General features: G+C 67.6%; 20 protein-coding genes and 2 riboswitches. Of the genes, 12 read left to right on the top strand and 8 right to left on the bottom strand.

Annotation, left to right across the window (positions count from 1 at the left end; all coding sequences use genetic code 11):
• Positions 1 to 363: 363 nt before the first annotated feature.
• Complete coding sequence (locus tag IAE56_RS21115; RefSeq protein ID WP_234455958.1) at positions 364 to 1176, bottom strand: hypothetical protein; 813 nt, start codon at positions 1174 to 1176, stop codon at positions 364 to 366.
• 252 nt (positions 1177 to 1428) lie between these two features.
• Positions 1429 to 1788: a hypothetical protein gene (locus tag IAE56_RS07885; RefSeq protein WP_200752136.1), complete on the bottom strand. Its 360-nt coding sequence runs from the start codon at positions 1786 to 1788 to the stop codon at positions 1429 to 1431.
• Between the two features lie 537 nt (positions 1789 to 2325).
• Between IAE56_RS07885 and IAE56_RS07880 the strand changes: the two genes are divergently transcribed.
• From IAE56_RS07880 to IAE56_RS07865, 4 genes are all read left to right on the top strand, one after another.
• Complete coding sequence (locus tag IAE56_RS07880; protein WP_108770152.1) at positions 2326 to 2586, top strand: hypothetical protein; 261 nt, start codon at positions 2326 to 2328, stop codon at positions 2584 to 2586.
• A 258-nt stretch (positions 2587 to 2844) separates the two neighbouring features.
• Positions 2845 to 3918 (top strand): 3-deoxy-7-phosphoheptulonate synthase, encoded by a 1074-nt coding sequence (locus IAE56_RS07875; RefSeq protein WP_200752135.1) that lies wholly within the window; start codon positions 2845 to 2847, stop codon positions 3916 to 3918.
• Positions 3919 to 4397: 479 nt separating this feature from the next.
• Positions 4398 to 4835: a hypothetical protein gene (locus IAE56_RS07870; RefSeq protein WP_200752134.1), complete on the top strand. Its 438-nt coding sequence runs from the start codon at positions 4398 to 4400 to the stop codon at positions 4833 to 4835.
• Between the two features lie 28 nt (positions 4836 to 4863).
• Positions 4864 to 5400 (top strand): type II TA system antitoxin MqsA family protein, encoded by a 537-nt coding sequence (locus IAE56_RS07865; RefSeq protein ID WP_200752133.1) that lies wholly within the window; start codon positions 4864 to 4866, stop codon positions 5398 to 5400.
• A gap of 104 nt (positions 5401 to 5504) precedes the next feature.
• On the opposite strand, the gene IAE56_RS07860 is transcribed toward IAE56_RS07865, so the two are convergent.
• From IAE56_RS07860 to IAE56_RS07845, 4 genes are all read right to left on the bottom strand, one after another.
• Positions 5505 to 8564 carry an efflux RND transporter permease subunit gene (locus IAE56_RS07860; protein ID WP_200752132.1) on the bottom strand — a complete coding sequence of 1020 codons (3060 nt, stop codon included), beginning with the start codon at positions 8562 to 8564 and terminating at the stop codon, positions 5505 to 5507.
• Entirely contained in the window at positions 8561 to 11659 is a 3099-nt protein-coding gene (locus IAE56_RS07855) for a multidrug efflux RND transporter permease subunit (RefSeq protein WP_200752131.1), read from the bottom strand. Before IAE56_RS07855 ends, IAE56_RS07860 begins: the two co-directional genes overlap by 4 nt.
• Positions 11656 to 12843, bottom strand: a complete 1188-nt coding sequence (locus IAE56_RS07850) for an MdtA/MuxA family multidrug efflux RND transporter periplasmic adaptor subunit (RefSeq protein WP_200752130.1) — start codon at positions 12841 to 12843, stop codon at positions 11656 to 11658. The genes IAE56_RS07855 and IAE56_RS07850 overlap by 4 nt, the downstream gene beginning before the upstream one ends.
• Before the next feature lie 270 nt (positions 12844 to 13113).
• Entirely contained in the window at positions 13114 to 13731 is a 618-nt protein-coding gene (locus tag IAE56_RS07845; protein WP_079223669.1) for a trimeric intracellular cation channel family protein, read from the bottom strand.
• 82 nt (positions 13732 to 13813) lie between these two features.
• Positions 13814 to 13919: riboswitch (glycine riboswitch) on the bottom strand.
• Between the two features lie 13 nt (positions 13920 to 13932).
• A riboswitch (glycine riboswitch) is annotated at positions 13933 to 14022 on the bottom strand.
• Between the two features lie 40 nt (positions 14023 to 14062).
• Between IAE56_RS07845 and IAE56_RS07840 the strand changes: the two genes are divergently transcribed.
• From IAE56_RS07840 to IAE56_RS07830, 3 genes are all read left to right on the top strand, one after another.
• Positions 14063 to 14338, top strand: coding sequence for a GIY-YIG nuclease family protein (locus IAE56_RS07840; RefSeq protein ID WP_200752129.1), 276 nt, complete (start codon positions 14063 to 14065; stop codon positions 14336 to 14338).
• Positions 14339 to 14409: 71 nt separating this feature from the next.
• Entirely contained in the window at positions 14410 to 14841 is a 432-nt protein-coding gene (locus IAE56_RS07835) for a nuclear transport factor 2 family protein (RefSeq protein ID WP_200752128.1), read from the top strand.
• Between the two features lie 4 nt (positions 14842 to 14845).
• Positions 14846 to 15301, top strand: a complete 456-nt coding sequence (locus IAE56_RS07830; RefSeq protein WP_200752127.1) for a hypothetical protein — start codon at positions 14846 to 14848, stop codon at positions 15299 to 15301.
• A 109-nt stretch (positions 15302 to 15410) separates the two neighbouring features.
• Here the strand turns inward: IAE56_RS07830 and IAE56_RS07825 are convergent, their stop codons facing one another.
• Positions 15411 to 16688 carry an NAD(P)/FAD-dependent oxidoreductase gene (locus IAE56_RS07825; protein ID WP_200752126.1) on the bottom strand — a complete coding sequence of 426 codons (1278 nt, stop codon included), beginning with the start codon at positions 16686 to 16688 and terminating at the stop codon, positions 15411 to 15413.
• 108 nt (positions 16689 to 16796) lie between these two features.
• On the opposite strand from IAE56_RS07825, the gene IAE56_RS07820 reads away from it, so the two are divergent.
• The gene (locus IAE56_RS07820) at positions 16797 to 17573 is read left to right on the top strand and encodes an NYN domain-containing protein (protein WP_108770762.1); all 777 of its coding nucleotides are present in this window, start codon (positions 16797 to 16799) and stop codon (positions 17571 to 17573) included.
• Positions 17574 to 17655: 82 nt separating this feature from the next.
• The gene (locus IAE56_RS07815) at positions 17656 to 18276 is read left to right on the top strand and encodes a glutathione S-transferase (protein WP_200752125.1); all 621 of its coding nucleotides are present in this window, start codon (positions 17656 to 17658) and stop codon (positions 18274 to 18276) included.
• A gap of 104 nt (positions 18277 to 18380) precedes the next feature.
• On the opposite strand, the gene IAE56_RS07810 is transcribed toward IAE56_RS07815, so the two are convergent.
• Positions 18381 to 20558: a primosomal protein N' gene (locus IAE56_RS07810; protein WP_200752124.1), complete on the bottom strand. Its 2178-nt coding sequence runs from the start codon at positions 20556 to 20558 to the stop codon at positions 18381 to 18383.
• A 414-nt stretch (positions 20559 to 20972) separates the two neighbouring features.
• Here IAE56_RS07810 and IAE56_RS07805 point away from each other — a divergent pair, with 414 nt between their 5' ends.
• From IAE56_RS07805 to IAE56_RS07795, 3 genes are all read left to right on the top strand, one after another.
• Positions 20973 to 21971, top strand: a complete 999-nt coding sequence (locus IAE56_RS07805) for a hypothetical protein (RefSeq protein WP_200752123.1) — start codon at positions 20973 to 20975, stop codon at positions 21969 to 21971.
• On the top strand, positions 21964 to 22539 hold the full coding sequence (locus IAE56_RS07800; RefSeq protein WP_200752122.1) for a DUF3106 domain-containing protein: 576 nt from the start codon (positions 21964 to 21966) through the stop codon (positions 22537 to 22539). Before IAE56_RS07805 ends, IAE56_RS07800 begins: the two co-directional genes overlap by 8 nt.
• Positions 22540 to 22718: 179 nt before the next feature.
• On the top strand, positions 22719 to 24083 hold the full coding sequence (locus IAE56_RS07795; RefSeq protein WP_108770140.1) for an MATE family efflux transporter: 1365 nt from the start codon (positions 22719 to 22721) through the stop codon (positions 24081 to 24083).
• The last annotated feature ends 95 nt before the right edge of the window (positions 24084 to 24178 follow it).

Genomic DNA, 24178 nt, shown 5'->3' with positions numbered 1-24178 from the left:
GCGCATCGCCGCCCACCACGGCCACCCCGTCCAGCACCACGCCCAGCGCCATCACCACCACCACCGCCACCGCCACCGGCTCCAGGTTGCCCAGCGGTGCTGCCGTCATTCGATGAGTCCTGTGCGCGCTGGCCGCAGGGCTTTTCAACGTGAATCATGGCGCGCCCGGTCATCATCATGATCCTGGTGGTGTAACTCACATTTCCTTTGAAGTAGTTGTTACGCCAAACGGCGGCACCAACAACCTTCTCCGCGGCTTCATCCAGCATCTTATTGAAGGCCGAGGCAAAAGGATCGCTGGCGCCTGCGGCGCGCTCTTTTGAGACGTTTTCAACTCTTGCTCCTTGCGTATGAAACGAACAACTACTCAGACGGTAGCGGTCGAGGATCGGGGATGAACTCGTTTCCGGTTTTTTCCCGATACATGGAATCCAGCGTTCTGCTGAGCTTCAGCGCTTCCGCTTCACCACGCATTCGCTGTTCAACTGTCAATGGAGTTCTGAACATCATTTCCCTGGCCAGTGCCAGTGATGTATCTCCTCTCATCTCGGCGACTCGCGCGATTGCGTAGCCGGTGGCTACATCACCTTGTGTGCTTCCAGCAAAGAACGACGCAGCAGACTGCAGCGCATAGAGGTTGCCCTCAGCGCCTTTGATCAACAGTCGATCCAAGGCTTCGCGCTCTGGCAACGCCCGCGTGTCCAACATGACTTGGGCAACGATGTCCCCAGCATTGGCCGCACTCCAAAGGATGCCGTCGGAGGCGCCGGTGAACGTCTCATGCTGTTCCTTGTTCGGGTATCCATGCCGATCCAGCCAGTGCTGCTCCTCCACGGTCGTGGCTCCCCATGGGTCATCGTCGAAGCCCATGCCTTGCCGTGTTGCGCGTGGCAAGGAAACACCTCCAGCTGCGGCAGGCTGATTCTTTTCGCCCTTCTGCCTATGTACTTCGTCAACCGGAATCATGGTGGTGCTTTTGTTGTCTTGGACGGCCCCCACGCTTGATCCATCTACTGCGCAGCCCGCCAAAAAGGCCGTAAGCACGCAGGTCAGCACCAGCAGGTGGCCGCTGCTGCCTGAACGTGTGAAACGATGGGTTTTATTAACTACCTGTTCCCGAAGTCCTATTAACCGCTCGTGGCGACGGAAACTGATGCATGACCCGGTCAGCGTCAAGCTCGTTGTGTAGTAGGGAATATCTGACGCAGGCTGACCCGCATTTCACCTAAGCTGAACTGCGATTCTGTGCGTCGATCAGTGGGAGCTACAGATTTCTGGGCGTTTGGACTTTGGTGGAATGCGTCAACGGCAGACGTTGGCATGTCTGGATGCCGGCGCCAGGAAGAACTCGAGCCATGGCGTAGTCACCAGCCGTGCAGGATGCTGCACGGCTGGCAGGCAGTTATCGAGTCGACTCATGCAGTTGCGCTACCGCGGCCGCACCCGTTCTGCCGCGTGCGTACCCAGTTCCAGGCAGGCCATCATCAGACCTTCCATCACGCGCGGGCCGACATCATGTTCCGGGCCGCCATGCTGGCGGCTGCGCTCTGCGGCCAGCATCACTTCATGCACGATGCGTAGCCCGGCAAGGGCGCAATCGGCATCGGCCAACTGGATGCGTCGGCCAATCGGCAGTTTTGGTTCGGGCCAGGGGTGGCCATCACTGCTGGCACCCGCGCCGATACGCTGCAGGTTGGCGATGAAACCGTGGGAATCAGGGACAGCGTCTTCGGTGTTGGCCGGGTCGTTGTGGCCGCTACCAGGGAAGGGGACGTGCTTTGCGTTCATGGCGTGTGCTCCGTACAGAGAGGACGGCAGCGCCACCGGAATAGGTGGCGGACGGTACGTGGCGGCAAAGACCGGAGTCAGCGATACCGGCGGGTGCAAGCACCCCCACGCACCGCCCGCCATGGAACGCGGACGGATTGCCAACCGGCGCCGCTCAAAACGACGCCGGTTGGCAAGCGTAAATCGCTGTCACTCGGGCTTTGCCGACCCGGCCACCCTTTTTCGGTAGCAATCCATCTAGTGCACATGCCTGCGCGCAGCACCAAGGGCATCCGCGACAGCCATCAAAACGCGGCGCAGTATTGCATACGCCGCAGACCGTGAAATCCGCTGTTTCTCCCGAATTTTTCTGGCGTTGAACTTCGCAGGCGCGAAGTCGCTGGTGCATCACGCCGCGCATCGAGCGGCGGTTCAATGGCGACAAGCCGAGCACCGAGGCAATCGTCTGCAGTCGTGAGCGCGGGGCGGCACATGCGCCTGTCACCAATACGCGGTAGACATGACGGCTGCCCATGTCCACCCGCAGGGAAGTCGATCATGCAGAGCAAGCTCCAGGTCACGCTGTACGGAACCCTTGGCGACAGCCCGGCACTGCAGTTGCCCGGGCTGGAAGGGCCGTCGGTCGCCATCCTGGAATCTACCCTGCGGCAGCTCGTCTCCGATCTCTACACCGCCCGCTCCCTACTCAACCCCGAGCAGCTGGACGAGGCACAGAAGGAACTGGACCGCGTGGTGGAGCGCTGGGTGGACATCCATGAAGGCCTGCTGCTGGATGTGGAAGTACACGGCAAGCGCTGAGGCGATCCCCGCCTGAACCGCATCCCCAGTTGCGGATGAAACATTTTGCACTGCGCAAAAGCTGTGCTATCAATACACCCCATGAACGCAGTCCACGCCAACTTTTATTGGTATTACTTTCCGAAGCCCACGGCGGAGGAAGGACTGCGCTCACCCTGAAGAAACCTTCAGACGCATTCCCGAAAGCCGCCAGCGAACCTGGCGGCTTTTTTCATGTCGCCACGCTGGGGACCCCCAACGTTCCGGAGAACCCCCGCAATGCCCCCGCACACCGACGACCTTCGCATCCGCACCATCGAACCGCTGACACCGCCCGCCCAGCTGCTGGCGATGCTGCCCTGTGACGATGAAGCCTCCGACACCGTCAGCGCCTCGCGCGCGGCCCTGCACGAGATCCTGCATGGCCGTGACGACCGCCTGGCCGTGGTGGTGGGCCCGTGCTCGATCCACGACCCGCACGCCGCCATCGAATACGCCCAGCGCCTGAAGCCCCTGCGCGATGCGCTGGCCGGCGAACTGGAAATCGTCATGCGCGTGTACTTCGAAAAGCCGCGCACCACGGTGGGCTGGAAGGGCCTGATCAACGATCCGGACCTGGATGGCAGCTTCAAGATCGACAAGGGCCTGCGCATTGCCCGCGGCCTGCTGCGCGACATCAACAAGCTGGGCCTGCCGGCCGGCGTCGAGTTCCTCGATGTGATCTCGCCGCAGTACATCGCCGATCTGGTTGCCTGGGGCGCCATTGGCGCGCGCACCACCGAAAGCCAGGTGCACCGCGAACTGGCCTCGGGCCTTTCCTGCCCGGTCGGCTTCAAGAACGGCACCGACGGCAACGTCAAGATCGCGGCCGATGCAGTGGGCGCAGCGTCCAACCCGCATCATTTCCTGTCGGTCACCAAGCAGGGTGGCACCGCCATCGTGTCGACCACCGGCAACCCGGATTGCCATGTGATCCTGCGCGGCGGCAAGCAGCCGAACTACGACGCGGCCAGCGTTGGCGAGGCCTGCCAGGCACTGGCCAAGGCCAAGCTGCCGACGCGCCTGATGATCGATGCCAGCCATGCCAACAGCCTCAAGAACCCTGATAACCAGCCGAAAGTGATCGAGGACATCGCCACCCAGCTGGAAGACGGCGAACAGCGCATCGTCGGCGTGATGGTGGAAAGCCATCTGGTCGGCGGCCGCCAGGAACTGGTGGAAGGCCAGCCGCTGGTCTACGGCCAGAGCATCACCGATGGCTGCATTGATTGGGACACCACCGTGGACGTGCTGGAGCGTCTGGCCGCTGCCGTGCGCGCCCGTCGTGAAGTAAAGGTGTCCGAAGCCGCTTGATCGCGGCACGTGTGTGGATGGCGGCCAGCGCCTGCGGGGGTGCGGCCGCGATCAGGGTCGGTCGGAGTTGGAGGCCGACCCGTCCGCACCGGCGATGCGCCTGGCGCTGCGTAAGTGCGACAGCGCCAGGTACATCGCCGGGGTGGTGTGAGACGTAGATCCACGCCATGCGTGGATGATTACCCGCCTGCCAATGACGGCTACGACCCGTCGGCGGCCCCATCAGCGCCGACAGCGCGCTCCCGGCTATCGATGATCCTGCGTCTGACAGGTCTCCATCGAAACCGTACTTCACTGATTCAACTGAACAATCTGCAGGCTGCAGGCGGGCCTCGCCCGTGCCCGGCGCTCTCTGCCGCAAACGGCCATTCCCCTTGTCCCGCCTACGCCTCACGGTTGTCCATCCGGAAGCCGCCGACCCAAGGCGGCGGGAGCGGAAGAGCGGTCATGGACTTGACGAAACTTATCACGGTGATAAATTGAAGCCGGTGCTGTGGAGGGTTGATCCAACACAGTTGCAGCGGCTCCACGATTCCGGGACGTCGCGCCGGGCGATCAGTGTCCGCGGGTCACCCTTGATTGATCTGTTGGTCTTGCAGCAATGCGTCCGCACAGGCGCGTTGCGGCCTGACGACGTGTGGGTAGCTACCCACAAAGCACAACGGGATCTCGAAAACCTGCGCTGGACATTGGGTGATCTTCTGGACTGTCTGTTGTGCCTGCAGGCGGAGGACTACAAGGGATCAGAGTGGTGCAAGGATCAGCTGGGCACCTGGCATCCGTGTGACGCCTACGCCGTCCGCTACGACGATGTGCGGAAGCGTCGGCTCCACCATTCGGACATCAACTACTACCTCAAATTTTCCATTGGCAAGGATGGAAGCCTGCGAGTCGTTCTTCTCAGTTGCCACCTGTAGCGCGCCATACGTCTGACCGGAGCACGCCATGAACAAAGCCAACCCTCGGATGTGTCCCGCCTGCCAGCAGGCGCACTTGGTCGCATCCACGCGCGAGCGTCACTTCACTCCGCGTGGAAATCCTGTTGTCGTCGAGCTGCTGGCGATGGAGTGTCCCGCATGCGGCGCAACGGTAACCAGTGCCGCACAGCAGATCGAGAACCTCAGGCGGCTTGCTGCCCGACGTGAGCATTACGGCGGCCTGTTGCTCGGCGAAGACGTCCTGGCATTCCGCCGCCGCTATGGATTGACCCAGCGCGCAGCGGCAACGCTGTTCGGAAAAGGCGCGATCGCATTCTCCCGCTACGAGAACGAGACGACCTATCCGGACGATGCCACCACGATGCTGCTGTCATTGGCCATCGAGAAGCCTGACGTCGTGCGCTGGCTGGCCGAGCGCACCGGCACGGCGGTCCCGCTGCTGGACAGGCCACAGGACGCTGCAGCCGCGTCCACCCGACGTGTGGCGCGCAGCCGTCGCGCCATGCCCGGCACGCCAGGTAGTCCAATCCGGTCAGCCCGCTGACCTGCCGTTCTGTAGTCGAGCCATGCTCGACTGACGCAGAAAGCAGCCGAGCATGGCTCGGCTCTACAGTAGATCCACGCCATGCGTGGATGAACCGCCCGCAATCACCGCCCCGCCCGAATCCTCGCCAACGCCAGATACATCGCCGGCGTCGTGTACAGCGTCAGCCATTGGCTGACCAGCAACCCGCCCACAATCGCGATGCCCAGCGGCTGCCGCAGCTCCCACCCTTCACCATTGGCCAGCATCAGCGGCAGCGTGCCCAGCAGCGCCGCCAGCGAGGTCATCAGGATCGGCCGCAGGCGAAGCCGTGCTGCGTCCATCACCGCGTCGTGTGCGCTCAAGCCACGCCGCTCGCCGGCCAGGGCGAAATCCACCAGCAGGATGGTGTTCTTCATCACCACGCCCACCAGCAGGAACAAGCCAAGCAGCGCGATCAGGTTCAGTTCGTTGCCGAACACCCACAGCGCCAGCAGCGCGCCGATGCCGGCCGAGGGCAGGGTGGACAGGATCACCAGCGGCTGCAGGAAGCTCTCGTAGAGGATGCCCAGCACCAGGTAGACCGCCAGCGTCGCGCCCAGCACCAGCCACAGCTGCCGCGCGCGCAGGCTGTCCAGGCCACCGGCTTCACCGGACAGCTTGGCCTGCACGGTGCGTGGCAGCATCAGCTTCGCCATCGCGGCGTTGATCGCCTGCGTGGCCTGTTCCAGGCCGACACCCGGCGCCAGTGCGAATTCGATCCAGATCGAGGCGAACTGTTCGCTGTGGTAGATGCGGTCCGGTGCCATGCCATAGCGCCAGCGGGCGATGGTCGACAGCGGAATGCGCTGGCCGCTGCCATCGATCACCTGCAGGCGCGCCAGCGTGCCCGGGTCCTGGGTGTGCTTCGGGTCCAGCTCCATCACCACGCGGTACTGGTTGAGGCTGTCGTACAGGGTGGCGACCTGGCGCTGGCTGAAGGAGTTGTTGAGCATGTTGGCCACGGTCTTCAGGTCCACGCCATGGCGCGCGGCGGCCTCGCGGTCGATGTCCAGCACCACCTGGCGCATGCCGGCCTCGCCCTGTGCTTCCACGTCCACCAGCTCGGGCAGGGCGCGCAGCGCGGCGCCGACCTTCGGTGCCCACTCGCGCAGCGGCGCCATGTCCGCCGACAGCAGCTGGAACTCGTACTGGCCGCTGCTGCCGCCGCCTTCCAGGCGGATGTCCTGGTCGACCCACAGGTACAGGTTGCCGCCGGGCAGCTTGGGCAGGCGCGCGCGCAGGCGATCGATCACCTCCTGGCTGGACACCTTGCGCTCGGCCAGCGGCTTCATCTTGATCATGATGAAGGCGTTGTTGACCCCGTTGCTGCCGCCGATATAGCCGATGATGTCCTCGATGGCCGGGTCGGACAGCAGCAGCTTGCGGTAGGCATTGATCTTCGGCTGCATGGCCTGGAACGAGAGACCATCGTCGCCACGGGCGAAGCCGCGCAGCTGTGCGGTGTCCTGCTTGGGCACCACGCCCTTGGGCACCTGCTGGAACAGCCAGGCGTTGAGCGCGATGACCGCCACGAACGCCAACAGTGGCCAGCGCAGGCGGCGCAGGCTGGCCTGCAGCGTGCGCAGGTAGGCCGCACGCACGCGCTCGAACAGCGCGTTGCTGCCACGCTGCCAGCGCGAGACGTGCTGCGCGTCATCGACGAACAGGCGCGCGCACAACATCGGCACCAGGCTCAGTGCAACGACCACCGACACGCTCATCGCCGCCACCAGGGTCAGCGAGAATTCGCGGAACAGGCGCTCGACGAAGTCATCCAGGAACAGGATGGAGACGAACACCACGGCCAGCGCTACGTTCATCGACAGCAGGGTGGCGCCCACTTCGGCTGCGCCGCGCACGGCGGCCTGCCAGCGGTCGGCGCCCAGTTCGCGATGGCGCGCGATGTTTTCCAGCACCACGATGGCATCGTCCACCACCAGCACCGCGGCCACGATCAGCGCCATCAGCGAAAGCGTGTTGAGCGAGAAGCCCATCAACGCAACCAGCGCCAGCGTGCCGAACAGCACCACCGGGATGGCCACGCTGGGCACCAGCGCCGCGCGCCAGTGGCCAAGGAAGCCGAGCACCACCAGCACCACCAGGGCGATGGCCAGCACCAGGGTCAGTTCGGCTTCGTGCAGGGTCGCGCGGATGACCGGCGAGCGATCCATCACCAGGCGCATGTCGACGCTGGGTGGCAGCAGCGCATGCAGCTGCGGCAGCTGCGCCTGGATGGCATCGACGGTGGCGATGATGTTCGCGCCGGGCTGGCGGCTGACGATCAGCAGCACCGCCGGGCGTTCGTTGTGGAAGCCGCTGGCATAGCGGTCTTCCACGCCATCGGCCACCACCGCCACATCGCCCAGGCGCAGCGTGCGGTCGTCGCTCACCTTCAGCGCCAGCTCGCGGTACTGCGCGGCCTGCCGCAGCTGCAGCGGCGCTTCCAGCTGCCACTGCTGGCGCTCATCCCCCACCGCACCCAACGGGCGCACCGCGTTGGCGCGGCTGATGACCTGGGCCACGTCTTCCAGTGCCAGGCCGGCGTGGTTCAGCGCATTCGGGTCCAGCGATACGCGCACGGCCGGCAGCGCACTGCCGCCCACCTGCACTTCGCCCACGCCCGGTACCTGCGACAGCTTCTGCGCCAGCACGGTGGAGGCCAGGTCGTACAGCTGGCCCGGCGGCAGCGTGTCCGAGGTCAGTGCCAGCGCCAGGATCGGCGCCTGCGAGGGGTTCACCTTGCGGTACTGCGGCATGCCCGGCATGCCGCTGGGCAGCTGCCCGCGTGCGAGATTGATCGCCGCCTGCACCTCGCGCGCGGCCTCGTCGATATCGCGGCCGAGTACGAACTTCAGCTCCACCGAGGTCTGGCCCTGGGTGCTGGCCGAATCGATGCGCGAGATGCCGGGCAGGCTGCCGAGCGCGCGCTCCAGTGGCGTGGCCACGGTGGCGGCCATCGACTCGGGCGAGGCACCGGGCAGACTGGCGCTCACTTCGATGGCCGGGTAGTCCACCTGTGGCAGCGGTGCCACCGGCAGCAGCCGCAGCGCCAGCAGGCCGGCCAGCACCAGCGCCACCGCCAGCAGGATCGTCGCTACCGGTCGCTGCACGCAGGCCTGGGCCAGGCGTGCGATGGGGCTCATGCGCGCGCCTCTTCAGACGTGGCGAGGGTGGCCGAGCGCCGGCGCTGCAGGCGGTCGAAGGCCAGGTAGATCACCGGCGTGGTGAACAGGGTCAGCACCTGGCTGACCAGCAGGCCACCGACCATCACCCAGCCCAGCGGCTGCCGCAGTTCCGCGCCCGAACCACTGGCCAGCATCAGCGGCACCGCGCCGAACAACGCGGCCAGCGTGGTCATCAGGATCGGACGGAAGCGCAGCAGCGCCGCCTGGTGGATCGCCTCGCGCGGGGTCATGCCTCGCGTGCGCTGCGCGTCCAGCGCGAAGTCGATCATCATGATCGCGTTCTTCTTCACCAGGCCGATCAGCAGCACGATGCCGATCACCGCGATCAGGTCGAGGCTGCGCCCGCTCACCCACAGCGCGGCCAGCGCGCCCACGGTGGCCGAGGGCAGGGTGGAGAGGATGGTGATCGGGTGCACGAAGCTCTCGTAGAGCACGCCCAGCACGATGTACATCACCACCACTGCGGCCAGGATCAGCCACAGCGTGGACGACAGCGAACTGCTGAACGCCGCCGCCGCACCCTGCAGGCGCAGTTCGATGCTCTCGGGCAGTGCGATCTGCGTGCGCGCCGCTTCCACGGCGGCGGTGGCTTCGCCCAGCGATGCCCCCGGTGTCAGGTTGAACGACAGCGTGGCCGCCGGGAACTGGCCGACATGGTTGCGCAGCAGCGCGGCCGGCCCCAGGTCCACCCGCGCCACGGCGCCCAGCGGCACGGTCTGCCCGTCGCTGTTGCGCACGCGCAGGCCGCTGATGGCATCAGGCCCGGGCTGGCGCGACGGATCGGCTTCCAGCACCACGCGGTACTGGCTGGCCTGGGTGAAGATGGTGGAGATCTGCCGCTGCCCGTAGGCGTCGTAGAGCGCATCGGCCACGGCTTCAACGCTGACATTCAGGCGTGCGGCGGCATCGCGGTCGATGTTCACCCGCGCCTGCCGGCCCTGCATCTGCAGGTCGCTGGCCGCATCACGCAGGGCCGGCTGCTGGCGCAGCGCCTGCAGCAGCTTCGGTGTCCAGGTTTCCAGCGTCTGCTGTTCCGGCGTGGTCAGGGTGAACTGGTACTGGTTGCGGCTGATGCGGTCTTCGATGCCCAGCTCCTGCACTGGCTGCAGGTACAGGGTGATGCCGGGAATCTTCGACACACGCTGCTGCAGCCGTTCCATCACCACGGCGGCGCCGTCGCGGTCGCCATGCGGCTTCAGTTCGATCAGCAGGCGGCCGGTGTTGAGCGTGGCGTTGTTGCCGTCCACGCCGATATAGGACGACACGCTGGCCACCGCCTCGTCGGCTTCGATGGCCGCCGCCAGCGCCTGCTGGCGCTCGCGCATGGCCTGGAACGAGATCGCCTGCGGGGCCTCGCTGATGCCCTGCACCAGGCCGGCATCCTGCACCGGGAAGAAGCCCTTGGGCACGGCGAAGTACAGCGCCACGGTCAGCGCCAGCGTGGCGACGGTGGCCAGCAGCATCAGCGGCTGGCGCTGCAGCACCCACTGCAGCTGGCGGTCGTAGACGGCGATGATGCGGTCGAAGACATCTTGTTTCGGGGTCAGATCCCCTTGGGGCTCTGACCCCTTCGCATGCGGCTTGAGGAAGCGCGCACACAGCATCGGCGTCAGGGTAAGCGACACCAGCAGCGAGATACCGATGGCTACCGCCAATGTCACCGCGAACTCATGGAACAGCGCGCCCACCAGGTCGGCCATGAACAGCAGCGGGATCAGCACCGCGATCAGCGAAACAGTGAGCGAGACCAGGGTGAAGCCGATCTCGGCCGCGCCCTTCAGCGCCGCCTCGCGTGGGCTTTCGCCTTCTTCCAGGTGGCGGGCGATGTTCTCCAGCATCACGATGGCATCGTCCACCACGAAGCCGGTGGCGATGGTCAGCGCCATCAGCGTGAGGTTGTTGAGCGAGTAGCCGGCCAGCAGCATCACCGCGAAGGTACCGATCAGCGACAGCGGCACCGCCACGCTGGGAATGAGCGTGGCCGGCAGGTTGCGCAGGAACACCCAGGTGACCAGCACCACCAGGCCGATGGCCAGCACCAGTTCCTTCTGCACGCCGCGCACGGAGGCGCGGATCGATTCGGTGCGATCGCTCAGCACGTTCATCTGCACGCCGGCCGGCAGCGTGGCCTGCAGCTGCGGCAGCAGCGTGCGCACCTGCTCGACCACGGCGATCACGTTCGCGCCGGGCTGGCGCTGGATGTTCACCAGCACCGCTGGCGTGGTGCCGCTCCAGGCGGCCAGCTGGCGGTTCTCGGCGCCATCGGTGATGGTCGCCACGTCGCCCAGGCGCAGCGGCGCGCCCTCGCGCCAGGCCAGCACCAGCGCGCGGTACTCATCGACGCTGCGCATCTGGTCGTTGGCATCGAGCATCACCGCGCGGATCGGGCCATCGAAACTGCCCTTGGGCAGGTTGACGTTGGCTGCGGCAATCGCGGTACGGATGTGGTCCATGCCCAGGTTGTTGGCGGCCAGCGCCGCCGGGTTCACCTGGATGCGCACGGCGGGCCGCTGGCCACCGGCCAGGCTGACCAGGCCGACGCCGGGCAGCTGTGCCAGGCGCTGGGCGATGCGCGTATCCACCAGGTCGTGCACCTGCGGCAGCGCCAGCGCCTGCGAGGTCACCGCCAGGGTGAGGATGGGCGTATCGGCCGGGTTGACCTTGCGGTACACCGGCGGCACCGGCAGATCGCCGGGCAGGAAGCTGCCAGCGGCGTTGATCGCCGCCTGCACGTCCTGCTCGGCCACGCCCAGCGACACGTCCAGGCCGAACTGCAGGGTGATGACCGAGGCACCGCCGGAACTGGTGGACGACAGCTGCTTCAGGCCGGGAATCTGCCCGAGCTGGCGTTCCAGCGGCGCGGTGATGGTGCGCGTGGTCAGTTCCGGGCTGGCGCCCGGGTACAGCGTGGTGATCTGGATGATCGGGTAATCGACCTGCGGCAGCGCCGCCACCGGCAGCAGGCGGTAGGCCAGCACGCCCGACAGCAGCAGCGCCACCATCAGCAGAGTGGTGGCGACCGGGCGCAGGATGAACGGGCGCGACAGGTTCATGCGCCGGCCTTGGCCGCCTTCGCTGCAGCAGCGGGCTGTTCGGCCACGATCTCCACGGCGGTGCCATCTTCCAGGCCGTCGATGCCCTCGATCACCACCTGGTCGCCGGCCTGCAGGCCGGAGCGCACGGCCACGCGGCCATCATCGGCCGGCCCCAGCACCACGGTGCGGCGCTGTGCCTTGTTGTCCTTGTCGACGATGTGCACGTAGTTGCCCTGGCTGCCGAACTGCACGGCGGCATCGGGAATCAGCAGCGCCGGGTGTTCGCCCAGCTGCAGGCGTACGTTGACGAACTGGTTCGGGAACAGGGCCAGGCCGGCGTTGTCGAACTGCGCGCGCAGTTTCAGCGTGCCGGTGGCGGTGTCGATGCGGTTGTCGACGCTGGACAGCGTGCCCTGCGCCAGCGCCTTGCTTTCACTGCGGTCCCAGGCTTCCACCGGCAGGCCGGCTTGGGCCTGCACGGCATCCAGCAGGGCAGGCAGTTCAGGTTCGGGCACGGTGAACAGCACGCTGATCGGCGCGGTCTGCGCCAACGTCACCAGGCCTTCGGTATCGCTGGCGTGCACCAGGTTGCCGACATCGAGGCGGCGCAGGCCGACGCGGCCGCTGACCGGCGCGGTGATGCGGGTGTACTGCAGCTGCAGGCGCGCTTCGTCCACCGAGGCCTGGTCGCTGATGCGGCGGCCCTGCAGCTGCCGCACCTTGCTCTGCTGGTCGCTCAGCTCCTGCCCGGACACGTAGTTCTGCTTCTGCAGTTCGCGGTAGCGCTGCAGCTGGCGCTCGGCATTCTCGAGTTCCGCCAGGTTCTGCTGCTGGGTGCCCTGCGCCTGCGCCAGCTTCACTTCATAGGGGCGCGGGTCGATCTGCGCGAGCAGGTCGCCGGCCTTCACCTGCTGGCCTTCCTGGAAGTGCAGGCGCAGCAGCTCGCCATCGACGCGGCTGCGCACCACCACGCTGTGCAGCGGGGTGACGGTGCCGACGGCCTTCAGGCGCAGCTGCAGGGGTTCTGCACTGGCACGGGCCACGCGCACCGGCACGGTCTTGCCCGGGCCGGCGGCCGCGGTTGCTTCGGCGCGCGGCCATGCCCACCAGGCCACCAGGCCGGCCACGATGATGACGACGAAAATCGCCCACCAGCGGCGGGAACGGGGCGGGGTGCTACGGGACGGCTCAACAGCGGACATGGGGCATCCTGCGCCCTGCGCACGCGCAGGGACATGTACGCCCGGTCGCGCATCACGCGCAGCGGGCAACGGGGGAGGGGAGTGTCTGGCGGGACCGCGACGCGGTGTGGCTGGATGCCGTCGCGCGGGCGACGGGGCGTCAATGGTAGCCAATCAGCCCGGCGATTGCCGCATGACCAAGGTCATGCCTGACCGCTCTTGTAGGGTCGAGCCATGCTCGACTGCTTCTGCCAGGAACAGTCGAGCATGGCTCGACTCTACAAAGAGCGATCAATGCACTTCGTCGTGGTACACGAACTTGGGCATTTCCCAGCGGTAATGGATCGCCAGCAGGCGCAGCGCGAAGCCACCGCCCAGGCAGCACAGGATCGCCGTGGCATCGGCCACACCCCAGCGCAGCAGCAACAGATATACCGCGCCGGTCAGCAGCGAGATGATCGCGTACAGCTCCTTCTGGAAGATCAGCGGCACCTCGTTGCAGAGGATGTCGCGCAGCACGCCGCCGAAGGCACCGGTGAGCATGCCGGCGATCAGCACGATGGGCATGGCATGGCCGGCCTCGCGTGCGATCGAGCAGCCGATCAGGGTGAAGGCGATCAGGCCCAGGCCATCGAGCACCAGGAAGGTGCGGCGGAAATGGTGCATCCAGCGCGCCACCCAGGTGGCGATCAGCGCCGCGCACACGGTGAAGCCCAGGTACTCGGGGTGCTTCACCCAGCCCAGCGGGTAATGGCCGAGCAGGATGTCGCGCAGCGAACCGCCGCCGAGGGCGGTGACGCAGGCGATCATGACCACGCCGAACAGGTCCATGCGGCGGCGGCCGGCGGACAGCGCACCGGTCATGGCTTCGGCGGAAATGGCAACGAGATAGATGATGGACAGCAGCATGGGACAGGCTCCGGGCGCGGTGGGGCCGGCCATGCGCGTATACCGCCACTGCCTGCGCAATGACGGGATGACGATGACCGGTGCCGCTCCCGCTGTCCTTTTGCCTGAGAGTTCAGCGGGATGAACCGCGTGCCCCTTCGGCGGATCGTGCCGGGCGTGCCCGGTGACCTCTCTCCAGCTCGGCGAGTCGAATGCATGGTTGGTGGGATTCCAGCCCACCGGCCTGAGCGATCATGGGAGCCTGCGCCTTCGGCGGGCGCCAGCGCGGCGCCTCTCTCCTGCATTCGGGCGGCAGTATATCCGCTGCAGTGCAGCACGCCATAATCCCCCCATGGCCCGTCCCTCCGCCCCGTGGTTCCTGTACCTGCTCGAATGCCGGGACGGCAGCTATTACGCCGGCATCAGCACCGACGTAGCCGCCCGTTTCGCCGCCCATCTGGCCGGCAAGGGCGCCCGCTACACCCGGGCCCGGCCGCCGCTGCGCATCCTCGCCGTGCGCGAGTACCCGGACCGCTCGTCTGCTTCCCGCGCCGAATGGCAGCTCAAGCAGCAGCCGCGCGAACGCAAGCTGGCCTGGCTGCAGGCCCCGGCCGAGGCCGTCCTGTAGATCCACGCCACGCGTGGATGGGGGACGCCGCCCATGCCATGATCGCCGCGCGCCCAGAGCTGGAGACCCGGATGTCCACGCTTGCCCTGTTGTTTGCTGTTGCCGGTGCGACGAGCCCGGCCGCCGACCCGGCCACCCTCGCGGCCATCGAGGCCACCTGCCATGACTACGTCGATGGCCAGCTGGAAGCCGACCCGCAGCGCGTCGCGCGGTCCCTGCATCCGGACCTGGCCAAACGCGCGGTGCTGGGCGATACGCCTGACGAGCGTCTGGGCCTGCGCCGGATGTCGAAGGACGAACTGGTGGCACTGACGAAGCAGGGGGCATTGAAGATGCCGAAGGCGCAATGGGACCGCCGCTGCACGGTGCTGGACGTGACCGGCAATGCCGCCTCGGTGCGGCTGGAAACGCCGTGGTTCGTCGACTACTTCCACATGGGCCGTTTCGACCAGCGCTGGGTCATCGTCAATGCGCTGTGGTACCCGAAACCGAAGGCGCCGTAGAGCGATGCGTGCTGCCGGCAAAGCATGGATCTCCGTCGTCGTATTGGTCGCCGCCATCGCGCTGCTGCCCGGCCTGCTCTACCTGCTCGGGCTGGCCTGGCTGGATGGTTGGCCGCAGCCGGCAGACCGTGCGCCCAGCGGCGTGGCGGCATGCAGCGGTGAACCGCGCGCGGGCTACCAGCAGATGAACCCCTGGGGCTTCGTCGTGCAGCTCTTCGACGAGGATGCGAGGAAAGCGAACGTGCCCGTGGTCGAGCAGGAGGCCTACTGGGTTGCCCGCCGCCACCTGATGCGGCAGCCGCGCCACGGCATGCTGCGCTGGCAGTTGAGCAGCACGGCGCTCACGATCTGGATCATCCGGCATTGGAGTGCCGGGCAGATTGCCGACACCGCGAGGAAAGAAGACTTCTGCCACGTGTGGCCGCGCCCGCCGGGCCCCGGCGGCCCGGTGAACCGGTAGATCCACGCCATGCGAGGAGGATGTTGGGAGGCGGGGTCAGAGCCCTTCATGCCCGGGGTCAGATCCCTTTCCGCAGGAAAGGGCTCTGACCCCAGCGTAGTGCAGGCCATTACCTCGGCCGGCGATCTTCCTGGTCATCACCAAAAATGATGCGCGCGCTGCGCTGGTAGCTCCAGTACGCCACCGCCCAGTTCAGCAGCACCACCACGCGGTTGCGGAAACCGATCAGGAAGAACACGTGCGCGGCCAGCCAGAACCACCAGGCCAGCACGCCGGACAGCTGCAGCCTGCCCAGGTGCACGATGGCAGCCATGCGGCCGATGGTGGCCAGGTTGCCGTAGTCGGCGTACTTGAACGGCCCCGGTGTCGGCTTGCCATGCAGGCGCGCGCGGATGACATCGGCCACGTACTTGCCCATCTGCTTGGCGGCGGGTGCCACGCCGGGCACCGGCTTGCCGTTGGCCTGGTTCACTGCAGCCAGGTCACCAGCGACGAACAGTTCGGGGTGCCCGGGCAGGGTCAGGTCGGGCTGCACCTGCACGCGGCCGGCGCGGTCCAGTGGTACGTCCAGCGTGCGCGCCAGCGGCGAGGCGGCCACGCCGGCGGCCCAGACCACGGTGCGTGCGGGCACGAACTGTTCGCCCAGCTTGAAGCCGAGGCTGTCGATGTCGCTCACCGGGGTGCCGGTCAGCACTTCCACGCCCAGCTTCTCCAGCTGCCGGCGTGCCTTCAGCGACAGCACCTCGGGGAACGAAGACAGCACGCGCGGGCCGGCCTCGACCAGGCGCACCTTGGCGCTGGCCGGATCGATGTGGCGGAACTCGTTATGCAGGGTGTGGCGGGCGATCTCGGCCAGGGTGCCAGCCAGTTCGACGCCGGTGGGGCCGCCGCCGACCACCGCGAAGCTGAGCCATGCGGCCTTCTTCGCCGGGTCCGGTTCGGCCTCGGCGCGCTCGAATGCCAGCAGCAGTTTGCGGCGCAGGGCGATGGCATCGTCCAGCGTTTTCAGGCCCGGCGCATCGCCGGCCCACTGGTCGTTGCCGAAGTAGGCGTGGGTGGCGCCGGTGGCCAGCAGCAGGCTGTCGTAGCCCAGGGTGCTGCCGTCGGCCAGCTGCACCTGGCGGGTGGCCTTGTCGATGGCGACGACCTCGCCCAGGCGTACTTCCACGTTGCGCTGGTGGCCAAGGATGTGGCGCAGCGGCGCGGCGATATCGGGGGCGGACAGGCCGGCGGTGGCGACCTGGTACAGCAGGGGTTGGAACAGGTGGTGGTTGCGGCGGTCGAGCAGGGTGATCCTGATCTTTTCGCGGGCCAGGGCCCGGGTGGCCCAGAGGCCCGCAAAACCGCCGCCGATGATGACCAGGTGGGGGACTGGTTCGCGGCTCATCGACGTACTCCAGAGGGGGATGGATGTCGCCCTGCATCATCGCACGTCACATGGCTGCCAGTGGCCATGGGTGATACTCCGCTCAGCCTGCAGCCCACCGAGGAAACCATGTCCGAACCGGAAAAGCGCATCGCCCTGCTGATCGACGCCGACAATGCGCCGGCCTCGAAGATCGACGAAGTCCTGGCCGAGGTCGCCCGCTACGGCGTGGCCAACGTGCGCCGTGCCTACGGCAACTGGAAAAGCCCGCGCCTGAAGGGCTGGGAATCGGTGCTGCACGAGTACGCCATCCGCCCGATCCAGCAGTTCGCCTACAGCAAGGGCAAGAACGCCTCGGACATGGCCATGGTCATCGATGCGATGGACCTGCTGTACGCGCGCAACCTCGATGGTTTCGCCATCGTCTCCAGCGATGCCGACTTCACCCCGATGGTGATGCGCCTGCTGACCGATGGGGTGAAGGTGTATGGCTTCGGCGAGAAGAAGACGCCCGAGCCCTTCGTCAACGCCTGCTCCAAGTTCACCTACCTGGAAGCCCTGGGCCAGACCCACGCCAGCGTGCCCGACGTCGAGGCCGAGGCCGGGCAGGCGCCCAGCGGGCAGGTGGCCAGTGATGAAGTGCGCCCGCGCAAGAACAGCGCGGAACTGCGCAATGACACGCGCCTGGTGAAGATGCTGCGGCGTGCGGTATCGGCCGCCGAGGGCGAAGATGGCTGGTCACACCTGGGCCCGGTCGGCAGCCAGATCGGCAACCAGGCCTCGTTCGACCCGCGCAACTATGGCTACGGCAAGCTCAGCGACCTGCTGGCGGCCATCGGCCTGTTCGAGCTGAAGAAGGACGGCAAATCGTCCTACGTGCGCGCGCTGCCGAAGAAGAACCGTTGATGCCACGCGCATCGCGTTTGATGGGCGTATCGTAGCGTTTCCGCGCCACCGTGGCGCACCGCTGCAGGCAGGGAAATCCGCAATGTTGAAGATCTGGGGCCGCCGCAATTCCAGCAATGTCCGCAAGGTGCTGTGGTGCGCCGAAGAAATCGGGCTGCCGTACGAATCCATCGAAGTGGGCGGCAGCCATGGCGGCACGCAGTCGGCCGAATACGTGGCGATGAATCCCAACAGCCTGGTGCCGGTGATCGAAGACCACGGCCTGCCGCTGTGGGAATCGAACACCATCGTGCGCTACCTGAGCGCGCGCTATTCGCTGGGCACGCTGTACGCCGAAGATGCGATGGAACGTGCGCAGGCCGAGAAGTGGATGGACTGGAGCACCTCGCGGATGGCTGCGCTGTACTCCGAACTGATCTGGGGCATCATGCGCACCGCGCCGGCCGACCGCGACGAAGCACGCATCAACGCCGCCATCGTGCGCGCCGGTGATTACCTGAAGATGGCCGATGAGACGCTGGCCAGGCAGCCGTGGCTGTCGGGCGAGAAGTTCGCCATGGGCGACATTCCGCTGGGTTCGTTGATCTATGCCTGGTTCGAACTGCCGATCCAGCGTCCCGATCTGCCGAACGTGGCCGACTGGTATGCCCGCCTGCGCGAGCGCCCGGCGTACCAGCGCGGCGTGATGTCGCCGCTGACGTAAGTGATGGCGACCGGGGTCAGAGCCCACCCTTGGGGTGGGATCCGACCCCGATAGCCAAGGGGTCGGATCCCTCTCGCAGAGAGGGCTCTGACCCAGGGCAGGCCTCAATACAGATCCGTCGGATCCACATCCAGCGACCAGCGCACCTTGCGTGCCTCCGGCAGCGCGTACAGCTGCGGCACCAGCTGGGCCAGCACGCCATGCAGCGGCGGCCGCTGCAGCGCGGACAGCAGCAGCTGCGTGCGCTGGTAACCGGCGCGACGCGGCATCGGCGCCGGCATCGGCCCATAGGCCTCCACCACGTTCTGCTCGCCCAGCAGCTGCCGCGCGGCCAGCAGGAACGCGTTGGCATGTTCCAGCTGCTGCGCTTCGGCACGCATCAGCGCCAGGTGCGCGAACGGCGGGAAGCCGGCGGCCTGGCGCTGGTTCAATTCGGCCTGCGCGAACGGGTGGTAGCCGCCGCTGACCAGGGTTTCCAGCAACGGGTGCCCCGGGTGGTGGGTCTGCAGCCAGACCTCGCCAGGATCGCGCGCGCGACCGGCGCGGCCGGCCACCTGGATCAGCTGCTGGGCCAGCTTCTCGCTGGCGCGGAAGTCGGCCGAGAACAGGCCTTCGTCGATGCCGACCACCACCACCAGGGTCAGCTTGGGCAGGTCGTGGCCCTTGGCCAGGATCTGCGTGCCGACCAGGATGCCGGGCTGGTCGCCCAGCTTCGCCAGCTGCTGTTCCAGCGCATCGCGGCGCGAGGTGGTGCCGCGGTCGATGCGCACCACCGGGTAATCGGCGAAGGCGCTGACCAGGTGCTCTTCCAGGCGCTCGGTGCCGATGCCCTGCGGCTGCAACGCGAGGCTGCCGCAGGCCGGGCAGGCCAGGGGCGCCGGCTGCCGCGCACCGCAGTGGTGGCACTGCAGGCGACGGCCACCGCCATGCACGGTCATCGGCGCATCGCAGCGCTGGCATGGCGCGGTCCAGCCGCAATCGTGGCAGAGCAGTACCGGCGCGTAGCCACGGCGGTTCTTGAACACCAGCACCTGCTGGCCACGCTGCAGGTGTTCGCCGATACCGGCCAGCACATCGGCGGACAGGCCATCGTGCAGCGGCCGCTTGCGCACATCGAGGATGCGCACGCGGGGCGGCCGCGCATCACCGGCGCGCTGCTTCAGGCGCAGGTGGGTGTAGCGGCCGGCATAGGCGTTGTGCAGGGTTTCCAGCGACGGCGTGGCGCTGCCCAGCAGCACCGGGATGCCCAGTGCCTTGGCCCGCACCAGGGCGAAATCGCGGGCGTGGTAACGGATGCCGTCCTGCTGCTTGTAGCTGCCGTCGTGTTCCTCGTCGACGATCAGCAGGCCGGCCTGCGGCAGCGGGGTGAACACCGCCGACCGGGTGCCGACGATCACCCGCGCTTCGCCGCGCGAGGCCGCGGCCCAGACGCGCGCGCGTTCGTTGTCGTTCAAGCCCGAATGCAGCGCATGCACCGCGATGCCGAGGCGGCCACGGAAGCGCGCCAGGGTCTGCGGGGTCAGGCCGATTTCAGGCACCAGCACCAGCGCCTGTTTCCCCTGCGCCAGGCAGTGGATGATCGCCTGCAGGTAGACCTCGGTCTTGCCGCTGCCGGTCACCCCGTCCAGCAGGAAGGCATGGAAACCGTCGGCTGCGGTGATCGCGGCCACGGCCTCGGCCTGTTCCGGGTTGAGGGTGGGGCCGGGCAGGGGCTGCGCATGTTGCGGTGCCACGCTCAGGGCCACGCGCTCGGCCAGCTCGCGCTTGGCCAGGCTGCGTGCGGCGGTGCGCCAGTCCTCCATGCGCGCGCCCAGCACGTCTTCGTCGACCACGGCCTCGCCCAGCAGTTCGGCCAGTTGCCGCGGGCGGGTGCCGGCGCGCAGCTTTTCGCGCTGGGCCTGGCCGGCGGCGGTCAGCTGCCAGCCCCAGTGATGGGTGTCGGGCAGGGCCTCGCCGTGCCGCAGCGGGCCGGGCAGGGCGGTGTTCACCACTTCGCCCAACGGTGAATGGGTGTAGCGGGCCAGCCACTGCAGGCTCTGCCACAGCTCGCCCTGCAGCAGCGGCTGCGGATCGCACCAGGCCAGCGCCTGGCGCAGGCCCTGGCCGTCGTCCACCTGGCCGTGGCCGGCCACCATCCCCACCAGCTCGCGGTTGCCGAACGGCACCTTCAGGCGGCAGCCGACCGGCACGGCCGGGCCCGGACCTTCCGGGGGCAGGTAGTCGAACAGGCGCGGCAGCGGGACGGGCAGGGCGACCTGCAGGGTCGGGATGGGGTCGAGCATCGGGGCAGTGTAACGGGCGGGGCGGGGGCCGATGGCAGAGGCGATCACGTCGCCCGCGCCTGCCGCGCAATCATAAATGTCACCTAAATATCGGTGGCTATTAGAGATTCAGTCTTATCCACATCTTCTGTGGATAACGTTGTGCGTTACCGGTCGACGGGGGCGTGTGAGGCCGATGGCGACGGCTTTACACTCGGGTTGGTCAAAAAATAGCCATACTTAAAAAACCAATAAAATCAATTGCTTGATTGTGAAACATTGCTGAAACAAGGTGAATCCGCGGCTTCACAACGATTCGGCCGGGGACCGCATTGATGCTGTGCACAACCTGCAGCACGAAGTGCCCGTGGGCGCAAGTCCTGCCGGCCGTCGATGGGCTGCCGCTATCATGCCCGCAGACCTTTGGAGTAACCGATGACGGCTGTGCCCGCCCCTGTTTCCTCGACCGCGGCCGGCGCGCTGTCGGCGTTCCTGCGTGGCGTCGAACGCCGCGCGCTGGTGGTTGCCGAGCTGCAGTGCGGTGACCCCGCCCGCGCCGAGCAGACCCTGGTCGCGGTGATGCGCGCTTTCTCCGCCGTGGCCAGCGACCTGCCGATGGCGCAGTGGCCGACCCGTTTCTGGACCCTGCTGGGCCAGCGCCAGGCGCTGCGCGAGCCGGCCGCCGGGCAGTGGCCGCCGCCGCTGGCCGCCCTGGGTGACATGCCGCCGCTGCCGCGCTTGGCCCTGCTGCTGCGGGTCGGTGGCAGCCTGGATGAAGGCATCGCCACCCGTGTGCTGGATATCGATGAAGACGGCTACCAGCAGCTGCTGGCCGCCGCCTGCCCGCGCGACGCCCACGGCCAGCCCGACGCCGCGGCGTGGCGCGGCCTGGCCGAGCAGGTGCAGCTGCGCATCCGCGATCTGCCGGCCAAGCGCCTGCAGCAGCTGCAGCAGCCTTCGGCACCGGCCGCGAACAACCAGCCTCCTACTGCCAGCTGGCGCACGCCGGAGCGCGACGAGCGCAGCGCGCCCAAGCGCCGCCGCCCCAGCAGCGGCGCGCCCCGCTGGCGTGGTCCGGTCATCCTGCTGGTGACGGTGGCGGTACTGCTGGCGGCCGCCCTGGGCTGGCGCTACTGGCAGCACCACGCGACCGCCAGCGATGCGCCGCTGCCGGAGGGCGTGGTCGCCGAGTCCGGCCCGGTCACCGTTGAATCCCTGCCGGCCAGCGAGGTGCAGCCGACCGCTGCCGCCGATGGCCACGCGGCCGAGGACGCCGCCATGCTGGCCGACCGCGACTATCCGCTGGCCGCCGACGCCGACCTGTATGCGTGGAGCGCCGCGGGCGGCCCGCTGCCGGTGGATGAATCCGAACCCAAACCGACCCGCCCCGAGCCGGTCGGTGCCGCGCTGGAAACCGCTGCTGCCGATGAATAAATTCCTGCTTGCCAGCGTGCTGCTGGCCCTGCCGTTGTCGCTGGCCGCCGCGCCGCCCTCGCTGGAAGTACCGCTGCCGCCGGCAGCGCCCGGTGCAACGCCGGCGCCGGTGGCCGATACGGGTTCGCCCGTTGCCTTTGCCCAGCTCAGCCCGGAGCAGCAGCGCCAGCGTCGTGCCGACTATGCGTCGTTGAAGGCGCTGCCGGAGGGCGAGCGCGAGCGCATCCGCCAGGCGGCCGCCCGCTTTGCCGCGCTGCCGGCCGAGCAGCAGCAGCGCCTGCGCGAGCAGTTCCAGGCCCAGGACCAGTCCTTCCGCGACGGCTGGCGGCTGGGCCCGCAGCTGGGCATGCAGTTCCCCAAGCTGCACGGCCTGTTCGGTCTGGTGCCGCCGGAGCAGCGCGAGGCCGCACTGGCCGCGCTGCGCCAGCTCAGCCCCGCGCAGTTGACGCAATTGACGCTGGTGGCCCAGCGCACCCCGCCACAGGAACGCGATGCCGTGCGCAGCGCCTTCCTCGCCGTGCCGGCCGCCGAACGCGACGCCTGGCTCAAGCGCCAGGCCGGCCAGTAGAGTCGACCGTTGGTCGACTTCCGCGCACAGCGCGGTGAATTCCCGAGGGTGTACGCGAAGAGCAGTCGACCAACGGTCGACGCTACCCAGCGGGCGGTACCGTTTGGCCGTAAAATAGCCGGCCGCAACCCGGTGCCTGTGCCCTTCGCGCGCAACCGTAGTTGGCGTCCTGTACTTCCATGTCTACCGCAACCTCCACGCCGCGCTTCCGCAAGGAAGTGGGCGCGACCGGTCTGCTCGCCCTGCCGTTGGTGCTGGGCCATGTATCCACCGGTCTGATCTCCTTCGTCGATAACGTCATTGCCGGCCACCACGCCACTGCCACGCTGGCTGCGGTGACCATCGGTACGGCCCTGCTGTGGCTGCCGATGCTGATCCCGATCGGCACCCTGATCTCGCTCACCGCCTCGGTGTCGCAGCTGCACGGCGCCGGCCGCGAGCGCGAGATCGGCCCGCTGTTCCGCCAGGCGCTGTGGCTGGCGCTGGGCCTGGGCCTGATCATGTTCACCTTCCTCACCGTGGTGCCGCCGCTGCTGCCGGCCTTCGGCATCGCCCCGGACATCGTGCCGGGGGCCACCGCTTTCCTGCATGCGGTGCGCTGGGGTGGCCCGGCGTTGACCCTGTACTTCTGCATGCGCTACCTCAGCGAGGGCATGCACTGGACGCTGCCGACCATGCTGCTCGGCTTCGGTGGCCTGCTGGTGCTGGCGCCGATGGGCTACGTGCTGGCCAACGGCAAGCTCGGCTTCCCGGAAATGGGCGCCGAAGGCCTGGGCATCGCCTCGGCGGTGATGATGTGGCTGCAGGCCATCGCCTTCGCCACCTACCTGTGGTTCACCAAGCGCTTCGCCCACCTGCAGCTGTTCTCGCACTTCGAGGGCCCGCGCCCGGCGGCGATCTGGGACCTGCTGCGCACCGGCCTGCCGATCGGCATCACCGTGCTGATGGAGGGCGGCCTGTTCATTGTCACCGCGCTGCTGATCGGCCGCCTCGGTGCCAACGAAGCAGCTGCGCACCAGATCGCGATCAACGTGGCGCAGCTGTGCTTCATGATCCCGATGGGCGTGGCCGAGGCCACCACCGTGCGCGTGGGCCATGCGGTCGGCCGCGGCGATGGCTTCGGCGTGCGCCGCGCGGCGTGGGCCGGCTACGCGATCATCATGGGCACGCAGACGCTGTCGGCGGCGGTGCTGCTGTTCGGCCACGACGCCATCGTCGGCGTCTACACCAACGACCTGGCCGTGGCCGGCCTTGCCTCGACCCTGCTGCTGTACGCGGCCACGTTCCAGTTCCCCGATGGCATCCAGGTGCTGTCAGCCGGCGCGCTGCGCGGGCTGAAGGACACGCGCGTGCCGATGTTCATCGCCATGTTCGCGTACTGGGGCCTGGGCATGCCGCTCGGTGCCGGGCTCGGCCTGGGCCTGGGCATGGGCCCGCAGGGCATGTGGATCGGCCTGATCGTCGGCCTGACCGCCGCCGCCATCCTGATGGGCTGGCGCCTGCGTCGCAGCAGCCTGCGCATCGGTCAATCGGCCCTGGAATGACCGTCGTGCCCGTCACGCCAGACCGTGACGGGCGAACCCCTGACTTGTGTCCGATGCCGCCTTACACGGCACCGGCTATGCTGTTACCACGGCAA

The sequence above is a fragment of the Stenotrophomonas sp. S41 genome (genome assembly GCF_016624625.1).
Lineage (GTDB): Bacteria > Pseudomonadota > Gammaproteobacteria > Xanthomonadales > Xanthomonadaceae > Stenotrophomonas.
The sequence above is the reverse complement of the archived record's forward strand: the minus strand, read 5'-3'. Positions and strand labels throughout refer to the sequence as shown.

What these genes read in the sequence shown, in the direction of transcription:
- IAE56_RS07885 (WP_200752136.1), bottom strand. Translation starts at nt 1,788, where the DNA reads ATGAACGCAAAGCACGTCCCCTTCCCTGGTAGCGGCCACAACGACCCG.
- IAE56_RS07880 (WP_108770152.1), top strand. Translation starts at nt 2,326, where the DNA reads ATGCAGAGCAAGCTCCAGGTCACGCTGTACGGAACCCTTGGCGACAGC.
- IAE56_RS07875 (WP_200752135.1), top strand. Translation starts at nt 2,845, where the DNA reads ATGCCCCCGCACACCGACGACCTTCGCATCCGCACCATCGAACCGCTG.
- IAE56_RS07865 (WP_200752133.1), top strand. Translation starts at nt 4,864, where the DNA reads ATGAACAAAGCCAACCCTCGGATGTGTCCCGCCTGCCAGCAGGCGCAC.
- IAE56_RS07860 (WP_200752132.1), bottom strand. Translation starts at nt 8,564, where the DNA reads ATGAGCCCCATCGCACGCCTGGCCCAGGCCTGCGTGCAGCGACCGGTA.
- IAE56_RS07855 (WP_200752131.1), bottom strand. Translation starts at nt 11,659, where the DNA reads ATGAACCTGTCGCGCCCGTTCATCCTGCGCCCGGTCGCCACCACTCTG.
- IAE56_RS07850 (WP_200752130.1), bottom strand. Translation starts at nt 12,843, where the DNA reads ATGTCCGCTGTTGAGCCGTCCCGTAGCACCCCGCCCCGTTCCCGCCGC.
- IAE56_RS07845 (WP_079223669.1), bottom strand. Translation starts at nt 13,731, where the DNA reads ATGCTGCTGTCCATCATCTATCTCGTTGCCATTTCCGCCGAAGCCATG.
- IAE56_RS07840 (WP_200752129.1), top strand. Translation starts at nt 14,063, where the DNA reads ATGGCCCGTCCCTCCGCCCCGTGGTTCCTGTACCTGCTCGAATGCCGG.
- IAE56_RS07835 (WP_200752128.1), top strand. Translation starts at nt 14,410, where the DNA reads ATGTCCACGCTTGCCCTGTTGTTTGCTGTTGCCGGTGCGACGAGCCCG.
- IAE56_RS07830 (WP_200752127.1), top strand. Translation starts at nt 14,846, where the DNA reads ATGCGTGCTGCCGGCAAAGCATGGATCTCCGTCGTCGTATTGGTCGCC.
- IAE56_RS07825 (WP_200752126.1), bottom strand. Translation starts at nt 16,688, where the DNA reads ATGAGCCGCGAACCAGTCCCCCACCTGGTCATCATCGGCGGCGGTTTT.
- IAE56_RS07820 (WP_108770762.1), top strand. Translation starts at nt 16,797, where the DNA reads ATGTCCGAACCGGAAAAGCGCATCGCCCTGCTGATCGACGCCGACAAT.
- IAE56_RS07815 (WP_200752125.1), top strand. Translation starts at nt 17,656, where the DNA reads ATGTTGAAGATCTGGGGCCGCCGCAATTCCAGCAATGTCCGCAAGGTG.
- IAE56_RS07810 (WP_200752124.1), bottom strand. Translation starts at nt 20,558, where the DNA reads ATGCTCGACCCCATCCCGACCCTGCAGGTCGCCCTGCCCGTCCCGCTG.
- IAE56_RS07805 (WP_200752123.1), top strand. Translation starts at nt 20,973, where the DNA reads ATGACGGCTGTGCCCGCCCCTGTTTCCTCGACCGCGGCCGGCGCGCTG.
- IAE56_RS07800 (WP_200752122.1), top strand. Translation starts at nt 21,964, where the DNA reads ATGAATAAATTCCTGCTTGCCAGCGTGCTGCTGGCCCTGCCGTTGTCG.
- IAE56_RS07795 (WP_108770140.1), top strand. Translation starts at nt 22,719, where the DNA reads ATGTCTACCGCAACCTCCACGCCGCGCTTCCGCAAGGAAGTGGGCGCG.